The organism is Kibdelosporangium aridum (assembly GCF_900176515.1).
GTDB lineage: Bacteria > Actinomycetota > Actinomycetes > Mycobacteriales > Pseudonocardiaceae > Kibdelosporangium > Kibdelosporangium aridum.
In genome coordinates, this window is the sequence record NZ_FWXV01000001.1 from 1,376,564 (window position 1) to 1,395,694 (window position 19,131).

The window sequence follows — 19,131 nt, forward strand, 5'->3', positions numbered from 1 at the left end:
CTCGTGTACTGGGAGGAGTGCGGGAATCCTTCCGGCAAGCCGGTCGTCTTCCTGCACGGCGGCCCCGGTGGCGGATGTTCGCCGTCGCATCGCCGCCTGTTCGACCCGTCCGCCTACCGGATCGTCCTGTTCGACCAGCGCGGGTGTGGTCGTTCTCTGCCGCATGCTTCGGAGTCGGGCGATCTGTCCCTGAACACGACCTGGCATCTCGTCGCCGACATGGAACGGCTGCGGGAGTCGCTGGGCATCTCTCGCTGGCAGGTGTTCGGCGGATCCTGGGGATCGACGCTGGCACTGGCGTACGCGCAGACGCATCCGGAGCGGGTTTCCGAGCTGGTGCTGCGCGGGATCTTCACGCTGCGTTCGTCCGAAGTGGACTGGTACTTCCGAGGTGGAGCGGCGAACTTCTTCCCAGATCTGTGGGAGAAGTTCATGGCGCCCATCTCTGGGCTCGACGGCGATCCCGTCGAGTTGTACGCGAAGCTGCTGGCTGATCCGGATCCCGCGGTGCACGGGCCGGCTGCGGTCGCGTGGAGCACTTGGGAGGGCGCCACGGTGACGTTGCTGCCCCGGCCGGAGCTGGTGGCACAGTTCGCGGTGCCGGAGTATGCGCTGGCGTTCGCGCGGATCGAGAACCACTACTTCGTCAACAACGGGTGGTTGGAGGAGGGGCAGCTGATCCGGGACGCCGTGCGGTTGAAGGACATTCCCGGGGTGATCGTGCAGGGACGGTACGACGTCGCCACGCCGGCGGTGTCGGCCTGGAATCTGCACAAGGCCTGGCCGGAGGCGGAACTGGTGCTGGTGCCGGATGCCGGGCACGCCTACGACGAGCCTGGCATCCTCAAGGCGCTGCTGGAAGCGACGGATCGGTTCCGCGGCTAGTGCAGACCCGTCCAGCGCGGGCTCGACGTGCTGCATGGGCCCCGAACATCCTTAACTACCAGTTGCGCCAGCTGTTCGCGCCGATGCAGGACGGTCAGATGAACTACCGGCGGACCGCCGAGCACGTCGAGACGCTGGCCGCGGAGCGTAACCCGCTGCTGATCGTGGGAATGGTGCGCGACCTGACGAGCTTGATGCCCCGAAAGACGCGTGGTTGGCGATGGTCGACATCTTGAACAGTGTCGATTCCCCGGCGGCCATCAACGAACTAGTGGGAATCATCCGGTCCCCGCGCCGCAGGATGACACAGGACCGTCAGTTCGCCACCGTAATCGAACTACGCAAACGGAACCAGCTGTTCGGTGCGGAGAGAACTTCCGGTACATGGTTGATCATCCGTACGGGCCCTGAGTACCCGACCGGCGTGTGCGACTGTTCGACCTATCCCAGCGGATGGTCTTTTCTCGGTCAATCGAGGTGCCTGGTCTCACCCGATCGAGACTTACGGCTTTAGCCGCGTGACGTGCGTCTTAAGCGGCTCATAAGCTGTGGCTCGGTGTCCTGCGAACTTCTCTGTGAACGCGGGGCTGAACTGGCGGCCCACCTCCCCCGCATAGGCGGCGACTTGTTTGGCGTCAATCGTGTCGAGGGTGAACCTCTTCGGTGGCACGTCCACATCGAATCGGACAAATCTGTCGAAACCGACCAGGTGGCGGGCGGTGCCGATGCTACTGCGGCTACTCGCGGTCAAGATGCCCGAAATGGCCGCAGTGTCCCACCGCAATATGCCGGCGTTGTGGAGCCGCGGCGAGTGGTCGGTGACGGTACCCATCGTGCCAATGTTCAGGATCCTCATCTTCTCGAAAGGTACGCCGAGCATGCTGTAGGCCTCCGTGATCGCCACGACCGACGGATTGTTGGCCCACACGCCACCGTCGATCAGCCTGGTCTGGTCGACGTCGGCCGCCTGGAAGTACACGGGCGCGGCCGCTGTGGCCAAGCCGACGTCGACCATGGGGATCTTCCAGTCGCGAACGAGTCTCTCGTGGTGCGGGTCTTGAATATGTGAACTTGGCCCACCTGGACATCCCAGGACGGGATGACGAGCCTTTTCGCGCTGTCGCCCAGGACGCGGCTTCCTAGCACGTCGCTCAGAACTTCGCGCAGGACTTCGATGTCGTAGGCTGGCCGGAAAAGCTGGCCTCAGTCAGCAGGCGCCGTGCGATCCCGCGTCGCTACCACGCGGTGGCTGTCCAGATGTGGCCTATCGACTCATAAGCGCCGTCCTCGTCGCGGTCGTGCACAACCACGAATCCAGCGAGGTGACCGCTCTGGAACCAGGCTTCGTCCTCCCCGTTGCTGGCCGAAACAGGAGTCAACATCAGCAGCCACACGCCCGACGCATCTGGCGGGTGATCCCATTTGGCAGCACGCTTGTACGCCATGCCAGCGCGGTTTAGAGCGCTTCCGCGCCAGTTCCCGGTCGGACCTCTGAAATGCGTCGTTACCGAGCTGGACCTCGCCGAAGTCGTATGCGTCATTGTCAAGATCGACTCCCGACAGCAGCAGTCCCCAATTCCCGTCCCGGAGCGGCGCTTGCTCTGCAGGTTTGCAGGCGCGAGGCAGGTTAACGAGCTGCAATCGCGTGCCTCTTTTCAGCACCTGTTGGTTGTTACGCCCGCTTGACGACAAGGAGTTCCTTACGTGGTTTCTTGCTGGTCCGGCAAAGGTTCGCGTCGGCCACGATCTTGAACACGGCCCTGTGGGCCTCGTCGTACGGGACCTCGAACTCGTCGCGCTGCCAGGTCGTCAGGTAGCTGTACTTGCCGCCCAAGTCGTTCAACACAGTTGTGACCTCGCTTGCAGCGGGAGTCGCGATCTGGAGCAGCCGAACGGTGAGGTTCGCATCCTTGACAGTCGTGGCGACCCGGCGGATTTGGTCCAGCGGCAGGACTGTGTTGCTCTGGACAGCGAACTTGGCCGCAGCCATCAGGGCCTTGCTCTCGTCGGTCGGAAGGAAATCCGCCAGGTTGTCGAGTACCCGTTGGCCGATCTTGCTGTTGGTCTGGGGATCCTCAACGAGGTCGGCGACCATCCCGTCGACCAGGTCTGGGGTGAGAAAATCCTTAATGCCGTTGGAGGCGACGATGGCGGGCCTGACAGCGGTCCATCCGGCCTTGTGGATGTGGGCGAAGGTGGCTGCGTCGTCGGGAACTAGCTCGTGCTCGATGAGCAACGCGAATAGATTGCTCTCCTCTGGTGTGATCTGCGTGGCCGCGAGTGGCTCGCCGAGCCGAAGACTGCGTACTAGTTGGACCCGGTCCTCGGGGCGTGGGATGCCACACTGGGCGTTGAGCACCGCAACAGCTGCGGCGGCTTTGGTCGCAGCTAGATCGCCGTCTTCCTCATCGCGGGGTTGCTTTGTCTCGCCGTCGTTGGTGTGGATCATGCCGGCTTCGAGTAGGAGTTCGCCGAGGCTCTCGTCGATATCTCCGACTTTGGCCAGGTACGCGTCGAGATTGGCCAGCGACGCACGGAACAGCTTGGCCGCGGCCAACGTCGGCCAGACCGATTCGGATGCATCAGTCAGCCGCGATAGCGAACTGTCTGGTGACGCGGTCGCGGCGACACGCACGAGGATCTCGGCTTCCGCTTCCGACGCTTCGAGTGCGTCGACGAGTGTCTGAGAAGTTTGTGTGGAGTAGTTAGTCTCGTCGTCCGCCTCGATTGCGTCGAGGTACGCGTCGAGGTTGGACAAGCAGTACTGGTACACAGTGTCATTTCCGCGAACCGCGTCGAGCGTCACCTGGCCGTTGATATTCAGTGCCGCGCGGAGGTTCTCCGCAGTCAGCTCGTACAAGTTGTTGTCCACAATGAGCGTCCGCAGTTCCTCGTGCACACCGCCGAGGCTGGGCAGGAGCACCTCGGCGCGGCGCAGTATGGTCACGACTGTGTCCAGTTCGGACGTGGGGTGGGGCTCGGTGAAGGCTGGCATTTCGTTGTAGTGCGAGACCAGGAAGTCGCCGACGTCGGAGTCGAGGTCGTAGGCGCCATCGGGTTGCGCGGCTATGAGCGCAGCGTCCACGAGTGCTGTACGCCCATCGGCGGGTACACCCGCATCCGAGACGAGGTAAGTGAACACGCTTCGCCACGGCTCGTGGCTTAGCCGCGCTGCCAGTCGGGTCCGGTTGAAGTTCGAGGTGAAGAAGGCCGCCAGGAACTGTTCCGCCTCGCTTCCAAAATTCGAGGTCAGGTGCTTGACGACCTTGTCGGCACGCTGGACATCATCGACGAGAAGATAGTCGACCAGCTGGACGTTGTAGGCGCTGACGGTGCGGGTCAGGTCCTCGCCGGCCTCGGCCAGCAGGTTCGCGAACGCACCAGGGCTGGTGAACTTGTAGTTGATATCCATGCTGTTGGTTTGGACTGTCTGCACGATGAACGTCGCCACGTCGACCCCGGTGAACTCGCCGTAGAATTGCGCAGCGTAGAGGGTGAAGTTCCGGTCGATGTAACCCCGCTTAACCAAGTCGCATGCCAGATCCGACTTTAAGGTCCTGCTTACGAGTTCGCCGAATGTCAGCTCCTCGTCCAGGCCTCGCGTAGTGACTGTGATCGTGAACTTGTTGGCGTTGACCAGATCCCGGAAGTCGGCGCCGCGGAGTTTCTCGATTTCGCGATCGAGCTGCTGAATTTCCTCGCGCACCTCCTCAGCGTTCCTCTCCTCCCATCCGACCCCCAGTGCCTCAGGGAACAGGCCCTCAAGGTGTGCCTGCGACAACGTGATGAGCTCGTTGAAACTGTGGATCCGCGGGTTCGATGCCGCCTGGAGGGTGACGGTGCGTGCCGCGATGACTGCTTCCCAGAACTCGGGTTTGGTCACTTCTTCAGAGTCGTACTGGCGTGAGTCGACGAAGAAGCGCAGCTGCCAGTTCGTCCAGCCGATCCGATCGAGTTCAGCCATCCCGAGGGCCACGAGCCGCCTGCCGAGACTGCTCGTAAGCCGGCCGATAGCCAACGGTGGCGTGGTTTTCGCCAGCAGTTCTCGCTTGGTCTGCTCTCGGTGCGCGACCGACGTCGCGACGAGTTTGCGGTGGTAGTCGTATAGGCGATCGAGGTCGCTGGAGCGCCGCGCGATATTCTCGAAGTCCTGCAGGTGAAAGTTCTTGTAGGCGACTAGCGCGAATAGACGGCTGGGCGACAGCTCAGGAGCGACTCGGCCTGACTTCAGTAGCCGTTGGGCGAAGACGAGGTACTCGTTGCATATGTTCAGCAGGAGCCGCATGTCGGTGGCGTGCTTGGCGACGACTTCGACCAGCGGACGCTCGATGTCGGTGATGCCCGCGTTCTGCAGAAGCAGGTGTAGGTGCTCGCGGGCGGTGCGGTGCGAGATGAACGGTACGACTGGGACGACGATTTCGAAGAACTTGGTTCGGTTCGCGCGGTGGGTCTCGGCGCGTGCGGTGTCGTCGCTTTCCTCAGTAGGGACCTCGCCGATCTTCTCGAACAGGCTGTCGCGCATGGCGTAGATAAACCGGAGCGGCTTCTTGTTCTTCTCGATCTTCTTGAGCCGCTTGGGGGTGTTGTTGAGAAGTGTGTTGAGTTCTCGGAGCGCCTGGAAGATTTGAGGATCGTCGTAGCGGTCCAGGTCCTCAAAGATGACGATGTCCTTGGGTTCCTGGTCGAAAAAGTAGACGATCTCGTCGAGGTACTCGTCGAAGTAGGTGTGGTTCTGTGCCGACAGTGTCAGGGTCGCGCCGGCCGCGGACACGTTCGAGACCACGAATCGGTTGTATGTGGCCATCCGCAGCACCGCGAACACAACGACGAGTAGGCCGGCTATCCCCACCCACACCACGGCCCGTTCAGCCCAGGAGTGACCAGGACTGGTGGCAACCTGTGAGGGCAGACGTCCGAGCAACGCGAGCAGCGCCCCCAGCACGCCGACGAACAGCGTGGACTCAACGCACGCTCGCCACCACGGCAGCGGACCCCGTCGGCTGAATCGTGAGTGGCGAAGTGTGCGCGGCCGGGCGCTGTAAACCAGCTGCTTGAGTACCTCCTTCTGAATGCGGTTGGTCAGCGTCACCCCCTCCATGTCGGGCGCCAGGGAGGAGACTGCTAGTCGCAGTGTCGAGCCCCTGTGCGCCTCCTGGAACTTGTCAAGCACACTGGACTTGCCGGTCCCGTACCGTCCACTAAGAGCGATGTTGCGGTTCTTGGGGTCTTCAACCGCCCGCTCCAAAAGGTCCAGATAGGTCTTGTGCTGCCCGTCGTCGTACTGCGATGCCAAGGACTTCAGTCCAAGTTGGCCGGACGCGTCGCTTGGCGTTGGCGGCTGCGAAGCTGTCACGGTGTCGGTCGTGGCCGCGAAGGCGCCCAAAGGTTTCCCGGAATGACCAGCGTGGTGCTCGGCCTCGCTCACTGAATTCCTTTCATTATTTGCACAGAGTAATTCGGGAGCGCCGCCTCAATGCCTTGCTGACATTCCTGGCCACCCGTTTCGAAGAGTGTACGTCTGACTTCGGTCCGTTCTCTGCAGTAGAGGTTGTGTCGGTCTCTCGCAGAACTGTCCTCGAGCGTTACGCGATCCAGGGCCCTCAAATTTGTGAGCGCGCCTTGGCGTTAGGTCGACGATCACGCCTCCGCTGATGGGCACTGACCTGCGCCGACCTTCCGCTCATGCCACGACCGCGCTAGTTGACGCGTCTTCGGTGTGCCAGCTGGCTTCTTTGTCGGACAATCATCTGATGAGGCTGGGTATGTGGTGGCCTGGCGAGTGACTGAGACTATGTGGAGCACCGTTGACGGACGGTTTTGAGAGGGGCCGGAGGGGGAGATTCTCTGGCGTCGGAGGTGGCTGCGCGTGCGTAGGTTGCAGATGGACGGCGAGCCTGAGCAGAAGGCTCGCCGCGGAGGTGCTCACCGGGCCGCTCGTGCGCAGCGGGACCTGGTGGAGCAGTTGACCGCGTTTCGCCAGCACCCATTGACTGGTCCTGTCGCGCTCGACGTCCGTTTCACTGCCGGGAGGGCGCAGCCGCCGGGCGTGCACCGGCTCGCCAAACATCATCTCGATGTTCTCGGTGGTGTTGTGAACGTCGACGAGTCTGTCTGGCCGTAGGCATGACCAAGACTGGTGCCGTTGGGAAGAGGTTGCACGCGATGTACTCCAGGGAGCACCACGTTTGGTGGTAGGTGCGCGCCACCCTCTACAGAGGACTGAAATGTGCTCAATGGGGTTTCACACTGTTGGAACAGCAGCAAACATGAGCTCGGGTGCGCGTCCAACTGCGCTGTGCTGCACAAGGCTGCTTTATACTGCTTTGATTACAACGGTTCTGGCGTGTGTTTATTGTATAGTCGCAGGTCAGGGATACTGTCCGAATCGGACTGCAGGGCGGGATTGTGACGCCGCGCCCGTTGTGCTGGCCGGCGTGGAAGACCTGGACAGCGCAGGTGGTGTTGTTCCGTGCCGACGACGCCTGGTCATTCACCTGGCCGCCCACGATCGGCCACTGGAAAGGGCTGTAGGCCAAGTCATCCTGAGCACGGGCGAAGTCCAGCACCGGTCCGGTCAGGTTACGGTCCCGGAACAGGCAGAACTCGCCCGCCTCGCCAATAACGTTGCGCAGCGCGGCGATCGTGGTTGGCGACGTTGTCTCCGCCTGGGCGGCCGGTGCGCTGGCGAGCGCGACCACCGCGATCACACTGGAAACCAGGCCGAACAGCGACGACACTCGGGGAACAGACATTCTCATCCTCCTGGGGTTGCTCGAAATGTCAACAAAGTCCCGATGGTGCGGTCCCGGAATTGGGGTCTGATCGCTGTTTTCTGGGCGAGTTCCTCGCGTCGGCGCTGGCGTCGCGTGGGCGGGTTCCACGCCCAACCTCCTGACCGGGCGCCCACGCCGCCCGACACCGCGGAGGCAAAGGGGGACGTCGTGCGCGCAGGGTGGGCAGCTACCGCAACGCTTTGCCGGTGAGCGGTCCCGGCGCGCGGGTCACCGCCGAAGCCACCGCGCCGCCTCGCTGTCGCGTATCGCACAGAGCTTGGGCGAGATGTCCACGAGCGGCGGCCGTGCCGTGTCGGGGTTGATGCGGCTGACGCTGTCGGTCGGCGCCACCACCGTGCAAGCCGCAGTGCTGGCGGCTGCGGTGGGCTAAGCCATCGGCGTGATCAGCGCCTTGGGCAGCGCGGCAGCCACCGCGTCCGGATCGCTGTTGCTGCTCCCAGCCACTGGTCTGGCGGCGGGCGTGGCGATGCAGACCGCCCAGCTCGGGGTGCAGGGCTTCAACGACGCGGTATCCGCCACCGACCCGGCCGAGTTCGAGAAAGCACTCGCCAAATGGCGTCGGCCTGACCGTGCAGGAACGAGCCAAACGCGAGGAGGTGCGCCTGCGGGCGGCCGATCTGTTCGCCCGTGGTGTCGGGTGCGGTCGAGGTCGCCCACCGGCTGCGGGTCTCGACGAAGCTGGCCTACGTGTGGCGGCGGGACTGGTGCGCGGTGGAGCCCGGGGCGCTGGTTCCGCGTGGTCCGGCTGGGCCCTGCAAGCTATCGCTCAACAGTTGGTGCGATTGCAGTCCGCATTGGACGTTGAGCCGGCAGTCCATGGCTGGCGAGGATCAGCGCTGGACGCTAGCGCGGGGGCACAGTTGATCCGGACGCTGTTTCGGGTCTCCTATACCCGCGGGGTGTTCCTGTGATCCGGTGACGCACAACCACTACGCATGGCTCACGATCTCTGAACACCGTCAGGCCAAACGATGACGACTTGACGGTCGAACCGGCGGGCGTGGGCTACGGCGTCTGCTGTGCCACCGAGGCCTCGAGCCGGTTGCCCGTCCCACACCGCGATGAGCAGCTCGCTGTTCTCGGCCACGAACTTTCCGGCGTCGTCGTACGCGGCCTCGCCGGGTTCCGGATGGTCCAGGACGGTGACGATGTCCGCAGCGGACAACAGCCGCTGAAAGCGGTCGAGCGCCGCGCCCGAGAAGGTGGCGTCATATCCCTTCGCGGGCACGACGGCGTGCAGCGTGCCACCTAGATCGACCAGGATCTCGGCGAAGAGCTGATCGGCGCCTTCTGCGAGACTGCTCAAACCCACCAGTGATCCAGGAACGGCTGCCAGGATCTCCCGGATGGTCCGGTCCGCGTGGAGTCGCGCGGCGTCCGGGAGCCGCTGATGGCCGCTGACCCCCACGATCGTCATCACGCCTGCCATGGTCCGCGCCGGTTACCTACCGGGCAACGTAGCTGCCCAGTCAAGGACACACAAGATCCACTACGGCGGTAGTCGCGGACGGGACGTCGTAAAAATACCCGCCCCGAGAAAGTGGTCGGTAGGAATAGTCGCATTCTCGCAGGGCGGCGTTACATCTATGAGTGGCAATTAGCCCGATCCGGTGATCGACGCTTCGTAGGGTAACCACTGTAGCAACCGGGTCGATTCACGCATCAGTCGTGGATGAGAGCTGGAGTTCGATCATGAAAAGGGCGCTATTGGTCGGCGTAGACCGATATGACGGTTTCACGGATTTGTCTGGCTGTGTAGCCGATGCGAATGCGCTCTTCCCGTTACTCGCCCGCAATGAAGACCGCTCACGCAACCTGGACTGCAAGGTGCTGACGGAGAGGGCGACCCGGGCCATGTTTCTGCGTCAGATCAGCGAGTTGCTCTCCAACGGCGCCGATTTCGCCCTGCTGTACTTCGCTGGCCATGGCATCCCGGTGAATGGCGACGTCGCCCTCGTGACGTCCGACGGGGACCGGGCCACCCCAGGCGTGCGGTTCACCGAGGTCCTTGAGCAGGTCAAGAATTCGAAGGTGAACGAGGTCGTGATCATGCTGGACTGCTGCTTCTCCGGTGGCGCGGGCACGATTCCGGCACTGGATGGAGGCGCCGCGATGATCCGCAGCGGAATGTCCGTGCTCACCGCCGCCCGGTCGGACCAGGTCTCGATGGAGTTCGACGGTCGTGGCAGGTTCTCGACCCACGTCGAGAGTGCGCTGGAGGGCGGTTCCGCGGACGTCCTGGGGCAGGTGACCATCGCCGGTCTCTACGCCTACCTGTCGGAATCCTTCGGAGCGTGGGAACAGCGCCCGACGTTCAAGGCGAACATCGACCGGTTGCACACCGTGCGCCGCTGCCGCCCGGTGGTGCCGCTGGACAGCCTGCAGCAGCTTCCCACCTGGTTCCCGACTCCGAACGCGGAACTGCCGCTCGGCCCTAGCTACGAGCCGGACGCACGACCGCACGACCCGGAGCACGAGGCCATCTTCGAGCAACTCCAGAAATGCCGAGCTGCCAAGCTGGTGGAACCAGTTGGCACACCGCACATGTACTACGCGGCAATAAATTCGTTGAGCTGCAGGCTGACGCCGTTGGGCAAGCACTACTGGAATCTCGCGAAGAACGATCGGATCTGACGTGCCCGATCACAAGGACGTTGAGATCCCTGCAGTCAACATCGTCGCGAGCGAAGCTGACCGATCGGTCCGCAATCTGCTCGCGAACGGACTGTCGAACATGGGGATGCCCATCGCCACGGACGCCAGCGGTGCCTCAACCGTGGTCGTGCTCAGCACAGAGGCTTTGACCGATCCGGAGTGGCGCCGTCAGCTGCAACGACATGCGGACACTCGAATCGTGCCCGTAACTGTAGGCACGATCCCCTCCAGTAGTGACGTTCCCTCCGCTGTCGGGGACATCAACTGGGTGGTGTGGGAACCGGAGAACACCCTCGGCTCACGCTCCCGCGTGTTCTCAGCGCTCCGGTCGGACTTGTCCCGGTACCAGACGGCACGCAGTCTTACCGCCGAGGCGAACGCGTGGCTGGCCGAGGGCCGGTCACCTCATCTGCTGATCAGTGACCGGCGCCGCGCCCAGTCGGCCGTCGACCATCTCCGTGACGCAGTTCACGACCCGCTCGCTGCTCTCCCTCAGCATGTTCTCGAGTTCGTCACCGAGTCCTACCGGGTGCGACGCAAGGACCGCACGAAACAACTGCGTAAGTGGGGTGTCCGAGGTCTGGCGACTGTGGTTGTCGTCGCCCTGACGGTGAGTGTCGTGGCCACAGTGCGCGTTCTGGTGAAGAACAACAACTTGGCCTCTCAAGGCAACTATCCGACGTTCATTAGCGAGCGGCCGGACCGGCTGGCCATGCTCAGCGCCGCGAACCTGCTTCAGGGCGACGTGGCCAACGAGACCGTGGCACGTCAGGTGATCGCCGCGCAGCTTCCACTGCCGTGGTCTATGGGGGCGCTCAACGTCGACTCGGACGCGAACGTTCTGGACGCCTCGGTCAGTGAGCACGGCGACCGCGTGCTCACTGTGGACGCACGCGCCAACCTCGCGCTGTGGGACACCCGCACGGACACGGCGTTCTGGCGGAGGAACCTGGGGGACGGTAACTACGCGACCTTGGACGCCTCTCCCGACTTGGCCAGAGCGGTCGCGACAGTCCGCAGTGACCTGTACTTCGTGCACCTAAATCCATGGCACATCAAACGGGTTGGCTTGCCGACTGAACCGACATCGGTCGCGTACGACCTCACGCGCGGGGTGGCGGTCGCGGCCACGGACAGCGCTATCTACATCGTGTCCGCTGACGGTTTTCGTCAGCTCGGCAAGTACACCATCCTGGCCCTGCGCCGCACAACGGCCGGCGATGTGCGGGCACTGGTCCGTGACGGCGGACAGCTGGCGATCATCGATCCGGTCGCAGGCAAGACGATCGCCAGCACTCAATTGCCCGAGTGGCGGTTCGAAGTGGGCGCGCTGGGACCGGACGGCCGGTCCGCGGCGGTGACCGCAGCGGACCGGCAGATCCTGTTCGCCACGGACAACCTCGCCTTCACCCGGACTGGTCAGGCAGTCCCCGATGTGGTGTCGATCCTGGCTATCCTTCCCGGCGGCCGGATCGCCTTCGCGGGCGGGCAGTTCGGTGTGCGGATCCTCGACTCCCGCACCGGGCTCACGCTGGGTACCGTGTGCCGCTCATTCGGGGTGAACCAGTCCATTGTGGCTGCTGCCGACGGCGATGTGGTCGCTTGCCTCAACTACGCCACGGTGGATCTCTGGCGGACCGCTCACCTGAGCCCCGTCCTGCCGCCAGCAGCCGGCAAACCGTTGGGCAGCAGCGCGTCCTTGACCGTCGGCGAAGTGTCCGTCTCAGGCGACGTGACAGGCCGGATTACCGTCACGACCTCTGCACATGGACAATCACGGCAGACGAAGGTGCTCGCCGCGCACGGACCGATAACGGCGATCATGATCAGCCCGGACGGCCGATCGGTTGTGGCCGGTTCGGCCGACGGTGAGGTTGCCCAGCTCAGCCTGTCGAGCGACGGGGTTATGGCCGTGGTCAACTGGCAGGCGCCCGACGGTGCACCGGTCACCCAGGTCGGTTGGGCTGACGAGCCTGGGCGGTTGCTCGCCCACACGGAGGCAGGAAACTGGTGGACACCATCATCTTGCGATCACTGCGACGACACCACACAGCTCGTGGCGCACGTTCGTGCCCGGATGTGGGGTTGTTACACCGAGAACCAGATCGAGTTCCTGACCGACGAGACTAAGAAGGCCTTGGGCGTCTCGCTGTGTCAGCACGTCCCGGATGCCGAGGCTGGCTAGCATGAGCAAGGTCTTCCTGTCCTACTCACGAAACGATCTCTCCAAAGTGGACGCCATAGCAGACGTCCTCGACCAGGCGGGCGTGCCAGTTTGGATCGACCGGCGGGACATCCCGGTGTCCGTTCCGTGGTTCGACGAGGTGCGCGACTCGATCATGGAAGCGCCGCTCGTCGTCATTTGCGAGTCGCTGGACTGGTATTCCTCCGAGGCGTGCCGGCTGGAGCTGCTGGCCGCCGAGGAGTACGGCAAACACATTGAGCACGTCGATGTGGCGGACCAGGACCCGGTCTTCGCCGGGAAGCAAATCGCGCGGATGTACGGCGAACTGAGTGCCGCAGATCATGTGCATGCCGAGTTGCTGGGTCGGGCCGGGGCATGGGCACGGGCGGGACGCTCCAGCCGGTCTCTGGCCCTCGGTAAGGCGTTGCGGCGGCTGTGTTCGGTCGAGAACAAGACCGGGCTTCCGCTCACCCCGGACGCCCGGGACTATCTCAGGGCCAGCCGGAAACGCCATCGGCGCCGCCGGACACTGGCCCTGTTCGGCGCTTCAGTGCTGGCGATCCTCCTGCCGCTCGGCCAGTCGATCCTCAAAGCCAAGGACATGATCAGTGAAAAGACCGCCGCAGCCGCAGAAGTCTTCCTGCCGACAGCGTCGATCGGGCTACAGCTGAAATGGGACGTTTACGGCGCCCTCGAACAGGCCAGTCAGCGGGTCTTCCAGGGACACACCGAGTTTCTCACCCGCAACGCGCTGATGGACGCACTCGACGTGCCCGTGCCGGACTCGTCCCTAGTCGCCGCGGGACGCCAGCTCGTCGGCTTCACCACCGGTGAGATCGCGGCCGATCCGGTCGTCATGGACACCATGGGCGGGACGGGCTCCGCCGCGTCAAAGCCGCACCAAGTCAGCGAAATCTCCGCCGGCGACAAGGGCGAGGTGCTGACCGCGCCTGGCGCACTGTGCGACGCCGAACACGTCGCCGTCTCGCCGGACAGTCAGTCCAAAGTAGGTATTCGCAATCGGCGGATCTGCCTGTCCACTGGGAAACACGCACCGGTGACAGCCACGCTGTCCAGCCCACTCACTTCGGTGGCGGCAGCTGGCGGCACGGTCGCCGTTGGCGACGCCAACGGCACCGTGCACGTGCTGAACAACCTGGTCGAAGTTGGGTCCACCACGATCTCCGCCGGTCCGGTCGACCGGCTCAAACCAAGTCACGACAACCAGTTCTTCGCCGCGGCAGACGGCAGAACCGGACTGGTCCATATCCTGCTGGCCAAGGACGGGTCGGTGTACCGCAAGATCTCCACCGCACAGGTGCCATCCGCGCTCGCTTTCTCGCCGGACAACCGAGTCCTCGCGGTCGGCGTAGGCGAATCCGTCGAACTGGTGGACCTGACGACCGGTGTCGTCAAGACGACGCTGCGGGGCGGTGTGGGTCTCGTCCGCGACCTGGCCTGGTCCGCTGATGGAGCCAAGGTGTGGGCGGTGGCTGGGGACAACCGTGTCACCTCGTGGCCATGGCGGTCCGGGCGCGTGCTGTTCGACGACGCGACGGCGTGGTTCGTGGGTTTGTCCGATGTGGATCCCAGCGGACGTGTGACGGCCTTCCGCCGCGATGGGACCATCGAGACCATCGACGCCATCGACGCCATCGACCCAGTGAACGCGAGCGTGACAACGACCCGAACCTCACAGCAGGAGGTCTACAACGGAGCGACCGACAGTTCCGGCACGAACGCGGCATTCGGCCTGGCCAACGCCGTGATGCTGCGTGACCTCGGCACCGGTTCGGAACGCACCGTCCCCGTCCCGAACTGCCTGGTGAGCTCACTCGGGTTCGCCCGGCACACACCGACCGTCTACGGGGCGTGCGTGGGCGGGATGGTGGTCGCCATCGACATCCGTTCTGCAAAGGTGATCAAAACGATCGACATCCCACGACTTGGGGCGCAGTCGCTCGCCGTCATCCCGGACACCGACCGGCTGCTGGTCGGCGGCTACGACGGTAGCGTGTTCGAGACCGACTCTCAGCTGACCAACGTCGCTACGCCGCATCCGTCCAAGAACCTCAGCCCGGTCCGGACCATCGTGGTGTCCGCTGACGGTCGCACTGCGTTGGCTCTCACCGACGGCACTGGCAACGTCGGCTACGCGTTCGCAGGTCATCGCGGCGTGGGCGGCGACTGGCGCTGGGACACCATGATTCTGTCAGGCGCGACCGGGACCGGTCAGGAGATCCGCGCGGCCGCACTGACTAAGGACGGCAAGCTCGGCGCGGTCGGCTTCGCGGACGGCACCATCGAGGTGTTCCTGCCCGAGGACATGTCGCCGGGCTGGCATTGGACTGAGATGTCTGGCTCGATCCGTGGCCTGCAGTTCACCGGCGACAACCAGATGCTTCTCGTCGCCACCCGGGACGGCATGATCAACGTGATACCTTCCTGTCCCAACTGCCACTCGATCCAGGCGTTGGCCCAGACTGCGGACCGCAGAGTATCCAACGCCAGGACCATGGGCCTCTTCACCGGCTAGTTCATCGGACGAGCCGGGTGACGAGCTGATTCTCAGGATAGCTGCAGTAGAACTCGGATCCGCCCGGCAGGACGGAGTACAGCTCACTGGGAGTGGTGTGCGTCGAGGTGACGGTGGCCGACCGGCGGTTCGATCATCACCAGTTAGGTCGGCTTGCCGTAGGTTCCAGCGACGATCTGCGCAGGGCCGACAGCGAAGGTCCCGTTGAACCGTGCTGCTGGTACCACCCGGACCACTCTCGAGTCCACGATCTCGGCCAGCAAGGAACTTTCCAGACTGCCCACGACGAGCGCTTGGCCACGGTGGCCGGGCTGAACCCCAGGGCAATGGTTTCGGTGAGGGATAAGGACTTCGGGTCGATGCGGGCTAGCGACAGACCGGTCACCGGTGCCACGACGATGGAGTCTCTGGTTGCCGCGAGCCTCATCGGGCGCCTGGTACCGGGATGCGGGTGACCTGACGACCGGTAGCCTTGTCCAGCACGAGAACGGTTTCTGTCCGGGGCAGCGAGACGAACACGTGCCTGACGGCTTCGGCTAGGCCACCGGGGAAGTCGGGTAGATCCTGTGTCCACGTCACGGAGCCGGGCTGCTGACCGGCAGTGCTGACCGCGATGACTCGATAGGGCGTGAAGGCCTTGGCGTACACCATGTCTGAGCCTGCGAACAGTTCATTGGCTGCCTTGGGCAGTTGTACGAGAAGGTGCGCGGGCGAAGGGGTGAGCTCCTCGATCTTCGTGCCCGACTCGTTCAGGCCGAGGACGGTGCCCGACGCTGACATCACCAGCGGACGGCAGGCTTTGTGAGAGCAGGACCATGCCAGGTGGTGGCGTTGAGGCTGGGACCGCGGGCTGCGCGAACAGCAGAGACGACGCAAATGACAAGACCAGTGAGGCGATCCACGGCCATGTCCCGAACCGCCGCGCCCGTCTGATTCGCCGAGCTTGCACGGCGGTGGGAGACCTGCGCAACAGACCGGCGGCGTCGGTGCCCGGGCGGCGAACTGCGAACTCCGGATCGCTGACCGGCTGACGCGGACTTCCCACGATGCTTGCCATGGCCGACTCGATCGCCGCCTGGTAGGCGATGTCCTCGCGGCTTCGGGCGGTGGCCAGCGTGATCTCGCCGTCGTTGGTGAACGACAGAACCAGCACTGCGTCATGAGCGAGATTGGCCGTCGGAATGCAGGCCGGATCGACATCGAGGGCGCTGCACAGTACTGACAGCCGTATCCGCAGCTCCCGATAGGGCGCAGGCGGCAACACGAATATCGTCTTCGATAACGCTTGTTTGGCTCTGATCAGCTTGATCTCGTCGCGCAGGCTGGATGATCTGCCTACCATCAGCACGATCGCGCTGGAGCGTTCGACCAGTGCGGCGACTGCGGCCTCCCAGTTGTCATCCGAGTGGTACTCGCGGACCGCGCCCAGTCGCGGCAGCTTCGTCCCCGGCTCACCCAGTGTGACCGGGAGATCGAACTTCCACAGGCTCCACGTGATGATCTCCTCGAACCGCTCCTTGCGGCGTAGCGTGAGCCGTTGCAGGATCGGCTGCCTCCCCGCCGAACTCGCCAAAGCTCCGACCGTACGCGGCCACCAGGCTGCCATGCCGGACATGGTCGAAATAGTCGCCGGTGCCTCCGATGACGTCGGTCAGTGGCAGCGGTCCGTTCGACTGCGCGACGCATCTGCCTAGATCGCCGCTTGAAACGATCATCGAGCCCAGACACTGGGCCCACTCGTCGGCGGCTGAGCGGGAGCCGATGACGTGAGTACGGCTGCGGCGAGCAGTGCGATTAATTTCAGAAGCCAGTAGTCCTTGCCGATGGTTATTGCGTTTCAGGTGCCTGGCAACGAAATGGTTACACAATCGGCTACGTCCATCTTTCGGTGGAATCGGCCGAGATTGGGGCCATTTGGTTAACGCTAGCTGCCAATAGTGCGAAGAAACATGTACGAGCACGTCCTTGGTGTCAGTTTGTAAATTTCGTGCAATGGCGGTGAATGAGGTCCGATGATCCGGCTAATGATTTGCGGCGTCTTTGCCGGGCTGGCCATGACGACCGGCTGGACCCCGGCCGCCGTGGAACCCGGCCCGTGGGAAGTGCTTTCGGAACAGGAGCCGATGCCGCCGGGTGTGATCGCCCTGCGCAACAAGTGTCCGCAGGACCTGTCGATCTGGCAGCGACCGGATCCTCTGTGGGTGGCCACCAAGGTGTACACCTGCGCCAGTCCGACGGAGGCGCAGAAGCTCGCGGGCATCATGCGCAGCAATGCCAGTCCGGTGGACCGCCAACCGGTGTTCGGCGTGGGCATCGACTTCCAGACCGTCCAGCGGCCGAAGAACCAGTGGATCGTCGACAGGTTCTGGGCACAGGGAAATCTAGTGCTGGTTGCCGAAGCCCAGTGTGGACCACATGACCAGGCCACCTGCCAGCGGTTCACCGACGCGGTCGCACGCTCCTTCGCGGAATCCTTGCCGGGCGCTCCGTCACCGTGGCAGTCCACGAGCCTGAACGTGCTGACCGGGATACTTGCGCTGGGTGGCTTCGTGTGGCTGATGTCGGTCGGGTTGCCCGGTTTGATCCGCTATCTGCGCCGCGACAGGTATCCCTTGCCCGCCCAACACAGCGCATGGACCGATGTGAGCCGCGTTTCGTGGCGGCTGCGCTGGCAGTCTTTCGCTTGGGGAACGTTGGTCGGTCTCCGTCGGACCGCAGTGGTGCTCGCCGTGGTGCTCGCTGGCACTCTGCTTGTGGTCCGTACGCCCGCCTCGGCCGTGGGACTCGTCGTCACGCTCGGGGCGATCGCCGGGCTGACGGTGCTGGTGCGGCGGGTTTGGCGGCCGGCATTTGGCACCAGGCGGCGATGGCGCGAGGTCCGCGACGGTGCAGGCTCGCGCTGGTACCTGCTTGGCGGCCTGGCCATCTTGGGGATCACCCGGTCAGCCCTGCTGTTCGTGCTGGGCAGCGTCCTAGTCGCTGCCTATTTCGAGGCGAGCGGCGGCTTCGCGAGCGCGCTCGCGATCAAACTGGCCGAAACCTCTTGGGGCACTACAGGTTTCTGGAACTACTACCTGCTGACGATCATCGGCATGGGCGCCGAGCAGGCCGCCGGACTGGTCGGACTGATAGCGGTCGCGGTGATCGCCCTGCTCCTTGCCGTCGATCAGTTCGGACGGCGACTGCTGATGCCCACCGTGCGGCGCGCGGCCGGAACTCCCACGCCGGACGTGCTGTACCTGAGGAACTTCGGTGATGACAAGCTGCGGCTGCGCGCCAGCCGGATCAGCAGGCGTGGCCTGCTTGGCAGGCTTTCTCCCTGGCGCACAAGGCCATTCGAATCTCTTGTGATCCGCAGGCTGTCGGCGGCTGGCTCAGTCCTCGCGGTCAACGAGCCCGGACTGGTCCTTGCCTCGCACGGTGTGGAGAAGGTCAGGTTGCCCGCCGCCGGCTGGGAACCGGTGGTTGCGGAGATGGCCAGCCAAGCCAAGTTCGTCGTGGTCTCCGCTACGCCCACCACCATCAACCCAGGCTTCGCCGCCGAGTTGAACTTCCTCGCCACCACCCTCGGCCATCAACGGATCATGCTAGTTCTTGGCTCATGGCGCCGGGATCGGCTGGCCGCCAATTGGCAACGGTTCCTCGCCGCGACGGCTGGCCTGGAGTTGTTCTCCGGCGTCGAATCCGCCTGCCCCTCGCTGGCAACCCACGTGCTTGTGCACATTCCCGGGCTCGGCTGGCAAGGTTGGGGCGCCGAGGCGAGGTCGGAATGGACCTATGTGGTAGCCATCGATCAGGCGCTTCAGTACGCGTTGCCCCGATGGGAAGGCTTACGTGAGCCGGCCACCACCGACGACGTATAGCACGGTGCCGGTGGTGAAGCCCTTGGTCAGCGCAATCAACGCAGCCCAGGCGATATCCTTGTTGGTGCCGAACCGGCGGGCGGCAGGCTTCTAGGATGCGACCTCGTTGAGGAAGACTGCCGTGTCGTCTCCCATGTGTCAGAGTCGATGCCGGGCCGCGTTCGCGCTGACGCGCGTGGACACACTGGATGCGGTGCTTCCCGCGGAATGCCT

16 protein-coding genes are annotated in these 19,131 nt (G+C 64.0%); 7 read left to right on the top strand and 9 right to left on the bottom strand.

Going from position 1 to position 19,131, the window contains the following annotated elements:
* Positions 1-3: 3 nt before the first annotated feature.
* Together pip and B9C43_RS56605 are read left to right on the top strand one after the other, a co-directional pair.
* The gene (gene pip / locus B9C43_RS57450) at positions 4-885 is read left to right on the top strand and encodes a prolyl aminopeptidase (protein ID WP_235038525.1); all 882 of its coding nucleotides are present in this window, start codon (positions 4-6) and stop codon (positions 883-885) included.
* Between the two features lie 62 nt (positions 886-947).
* Positions 948-1,121, top strand: coding sequence for a hypothetical protein (locus B9C43_RS56605; RefSeq protein WP_160096351.1), 174 nt, complete (start codon positions 948-950; stop codon positions 1,119-1,121).
* A 266-nt stretch (positions 1,122-1,387) separates the two neighbouring features.
* Here B9C43_RS56605 and B9C43_RS05815 read toward each other — a convergent pair whose 3' ends face one another.
* The 3 genes from B9C43_RS05815 to B9C43_RS05825 form a co-directional block, all read right to left on the bottom strand.
* Positions 1,388-1,900, bottom strand: coding sequence for a patatin-like phospholipase domain-containing protein (locus B9C43_RS05815; protein ID WP_084424971.1), 513 nt, complete (start codon positions 1,898-1,900; stop codon positions 1,388-1,390).
* A gap of 220 nt (positions 1,901-2,120) precedes the next feature.
* Complete coding sequence (locus tag B9C43_RS05820) at positions 2,121-2,330, bottom strand: hypothetical protein (RefSeq protein WP_084424972.1); 210 nt, start codon at positions 2,328-2,330, stop codon at positions 2,121-2,123.
* A 227-nt stretch (positions 2,331-2,557) separates the two neighbouring features.
* On the bottom strand, positions 2,558-6,310 hold the full coding sequence (locus tag B9C43_RS05825) for a YobI family P-loop NTPase (protein ID WP_084424973.1): 3,753 nt from the start codon (positions 6,308-6,310) through the stop codon (positions 2,558-2,560).
* A gap of 441 nt (positions 6,311-6,751) precedes the next feature.
* On the opposite strand from B9C43_RS05825, the gene B9C43_RS05830 reads away from it, so the two are divergent.
* Positions 6,752-7,006, top strand: a complete 255-nt coding sequence (locus B9C43_RS05830; protein WP_143446140.1) for a hypothetical protein — start codon at positions 6,752-6,754, stop codon at positions 7,004-7,006.
* A 109-nt stretch (positions 7,007-7,115) separates the two neighbouring features.
* Here B9C43_RS05830 and B9C43_RS05835 read toward each other — a convergent pair whose 3' ends face one another.
* The 3 genes from B9C43_RS05835 to B9C43_RS05840 form a co-directional block, all read right to left on the bottom strand.
* Positions 7,116-7,637 carry a peptidase inhibitor family I36 protein gene (locus tag B9C43_RS05835; protein WP_160096353.1) on the bottom strand — a complete coding sequence of 174 codons (522 nt, stop codon included), beginning with the start codon at positions 7,635-7,637 and terminating at the stop codon, positions 7,116-7,118.
* 408 nt (positions 7,638-8,045) lie between these two features.
* The gene (locus tag B9C43_RS56610; protein ID WP_160096355.1) at positions 8,046-8,198 is read right to left on the bottom strand and encodes a hypothetical protein; all 153 of its coding nucleotides are present in this window, start codon (positions 8,196-8,198) and stop codon (positions 8,046-8,048) included.
* 421 nt (positions 8,199-8,619) lie between these two features.
* The gene (locus B9C43_RS05840; protein WP_084425609.1) at positions 8,620-9,096 is read right to left on the bottom strand and encodes a hypothetical protein; all 477 of its coding nucleotides are present in this window, start codon (positions 9,094-9,096) and stop codon (positions 8,620-8,622) included.
* A gap of 275 nt (positions 9,097-9,371) precedes the next feature.
* On the opposite strand from B9C43_RS05840, the gene B9C43_RS05845 reads away from it, so the two are divergent.
* Genes B9C43_RS05845 through B9C43_RS05855 form a run of 3 tightly spaced genes read left to right on the top strand, consistent with a single transcriptional unit; the run spans position 9,372 to position 15,055 of the window.
* The gene (locus B9C43_RS05845; protein ID WP_084424976.1) at positions 9,372-10,313 is read left to right on the top strand and encodes a caspase family protein; all 942 of its coding nucleotides are present in this window, start codon (positions 9,372-9,374) and stop codon (positions 10,311-10,313) included.
* A 1-nt stretch (position 10,314) separates the two neighbouring features.
* A complete protein-coding gene (locus tag B9C43_RS05850) occupies positions 10,315-12,519 on the top strand; it encodes a WD40 repeat domain-containing protein (protein WP_084424977.1) in 2,205 nt (734 codons plus the stop codon).
* A gap of 1 nt (position 12,520) precedes the next feature.
* Positions 12,521-15,055, top strand: a complete 2,535-nt coding sequence (locus tag B9C43_RS05855; protein WP_160096357.1) for a toll/interleukin-1 receptor domain-containing protein — start codon at positions 12,521-12,523, stop codon at positions 15,053-15,055.
* 143 nt (positions 15,056-15,198) lie between these two features.
* Here B9C43_RS05855 and B9C43_RS56615 read toward each other — a convergent pair whose 3' ends face one another.
* From B9C43_RS56615 to B9C43_RS05865, 3 genes are all read right to left on the bottom strand, one after another.
* On the bottom strand, positions 15,199-15,339 hold the full coding sequence (locus B9C43_RS56615; RefSeq protein ID WP_160096359.1) for a hypothetical protein: 141 nt from the start codon (positions 15,337-15,339) through the stop codon (positions 15,199-15,201).
* A gap of 139 nt (positions 15,340-15,478) precedes the next feature.
* Entirely contained in the window at positions 15,479-15,706 is a 228-nt protein-coding gene (locus B9C43_RS56620; RefSeq protein ID WP_084424979.1) for a hypothetical protein, read from the bottom strand.
* 19 nt (positions 15,707-15,725) lie between these two features.
* Positions 15,726-16,661: a hypothetical protein gene (locus tag B9C43_RS05865; protein WP_143446142.1), complete on the bottom strand. Its 936-nt coding sequence runs from the start codon at positions 16,659-16,661 to the stop codon at positions 15,726-15,728.
* Positions 16,662-17,067: 406 nt separating this feature from the next.
* Between B9C43_RS05865 and B9C43_RS05870 the strand changes: the two genes are divergently transcribed.
* Positions 17,068-18,918, top strand: coding sequence for a hypothetical protein (locus B9C43_RS05870; protein ID WP_143446143.1), 1,851 nt, complete (start codon positions 17,068-17,070; stop codon positions 18,916-18,918).
* Positions 18,919-19,131: the final 213 nt, after the last annotated feature.

Bases quoted from the DNA above. Each gene is read 5' to 3' on its own strand.
- B9C43_RS05865 (WP_143446142.1), bottom strand. From the start codon at position 16,661: ATGGCAGCCTGGTGGCCGCGTACGGTCGGAGCTTTGGCGAGTTCGGCG.
- B9C43_RS56620 (WP_084424979.1), bottom strand. From the start codon at position 15,706: ATGGTGTACGCCAAGGCCTTCACGCCCTATCGAGTCATCGCGGTCAGC.
- B9C43_RS05815 (WP_084424971.1), bottom strand. From the start codon at position 1,900: ATGGTCGACGTCGGCTTGGCCACAGCGGCCGCGCCCGTGTACTTCCAG.
- B9C43_RS05835 (WP_160096353.1), bottom strand. From the start codon at position 7,637: ATGTCTGTTCCCCGAGTGTCGTCGCTGTTCGGCCTGGTTTCCAGTGTG.
- B9C43_RS05870 (WP_143446143.1), top strand. From the start codon at position 17,068: ATGATCCGGCTAATGATTTGCGGCGTCTTTGCCGGGCTGGCCATGACG.
- B9C43_RS05820 (WP_084424972.1), bottom strand. From the start codon at position 2,330: ATGGCGTACAAGCGTGCTGCCAAATGGGATCACCCGCCAGATGCGTCG.
- B9C43_RS05855 (WP_160096357.1), top strand. From the start codon at position 12,521: ATGAGCAAGGTCTTCCTGTCCTACTCACGAAACGATCTCTCCAAAGTG.
- B9C43_RS05845 (WP_084424976.1), top strand. From the start codon at position 9,372: ATGAAAAGGGCGCTATTGGTCGGCGTAGACCGATATGACGGTTTCACG.
- B9C43_RS05840 (WP_084425609.1), bottom strand. From the start codon at position 9,096: ATGACGATCGTGGGGGTCAGCGGCCATCAGCGGCTCCCGGACGCCGCG.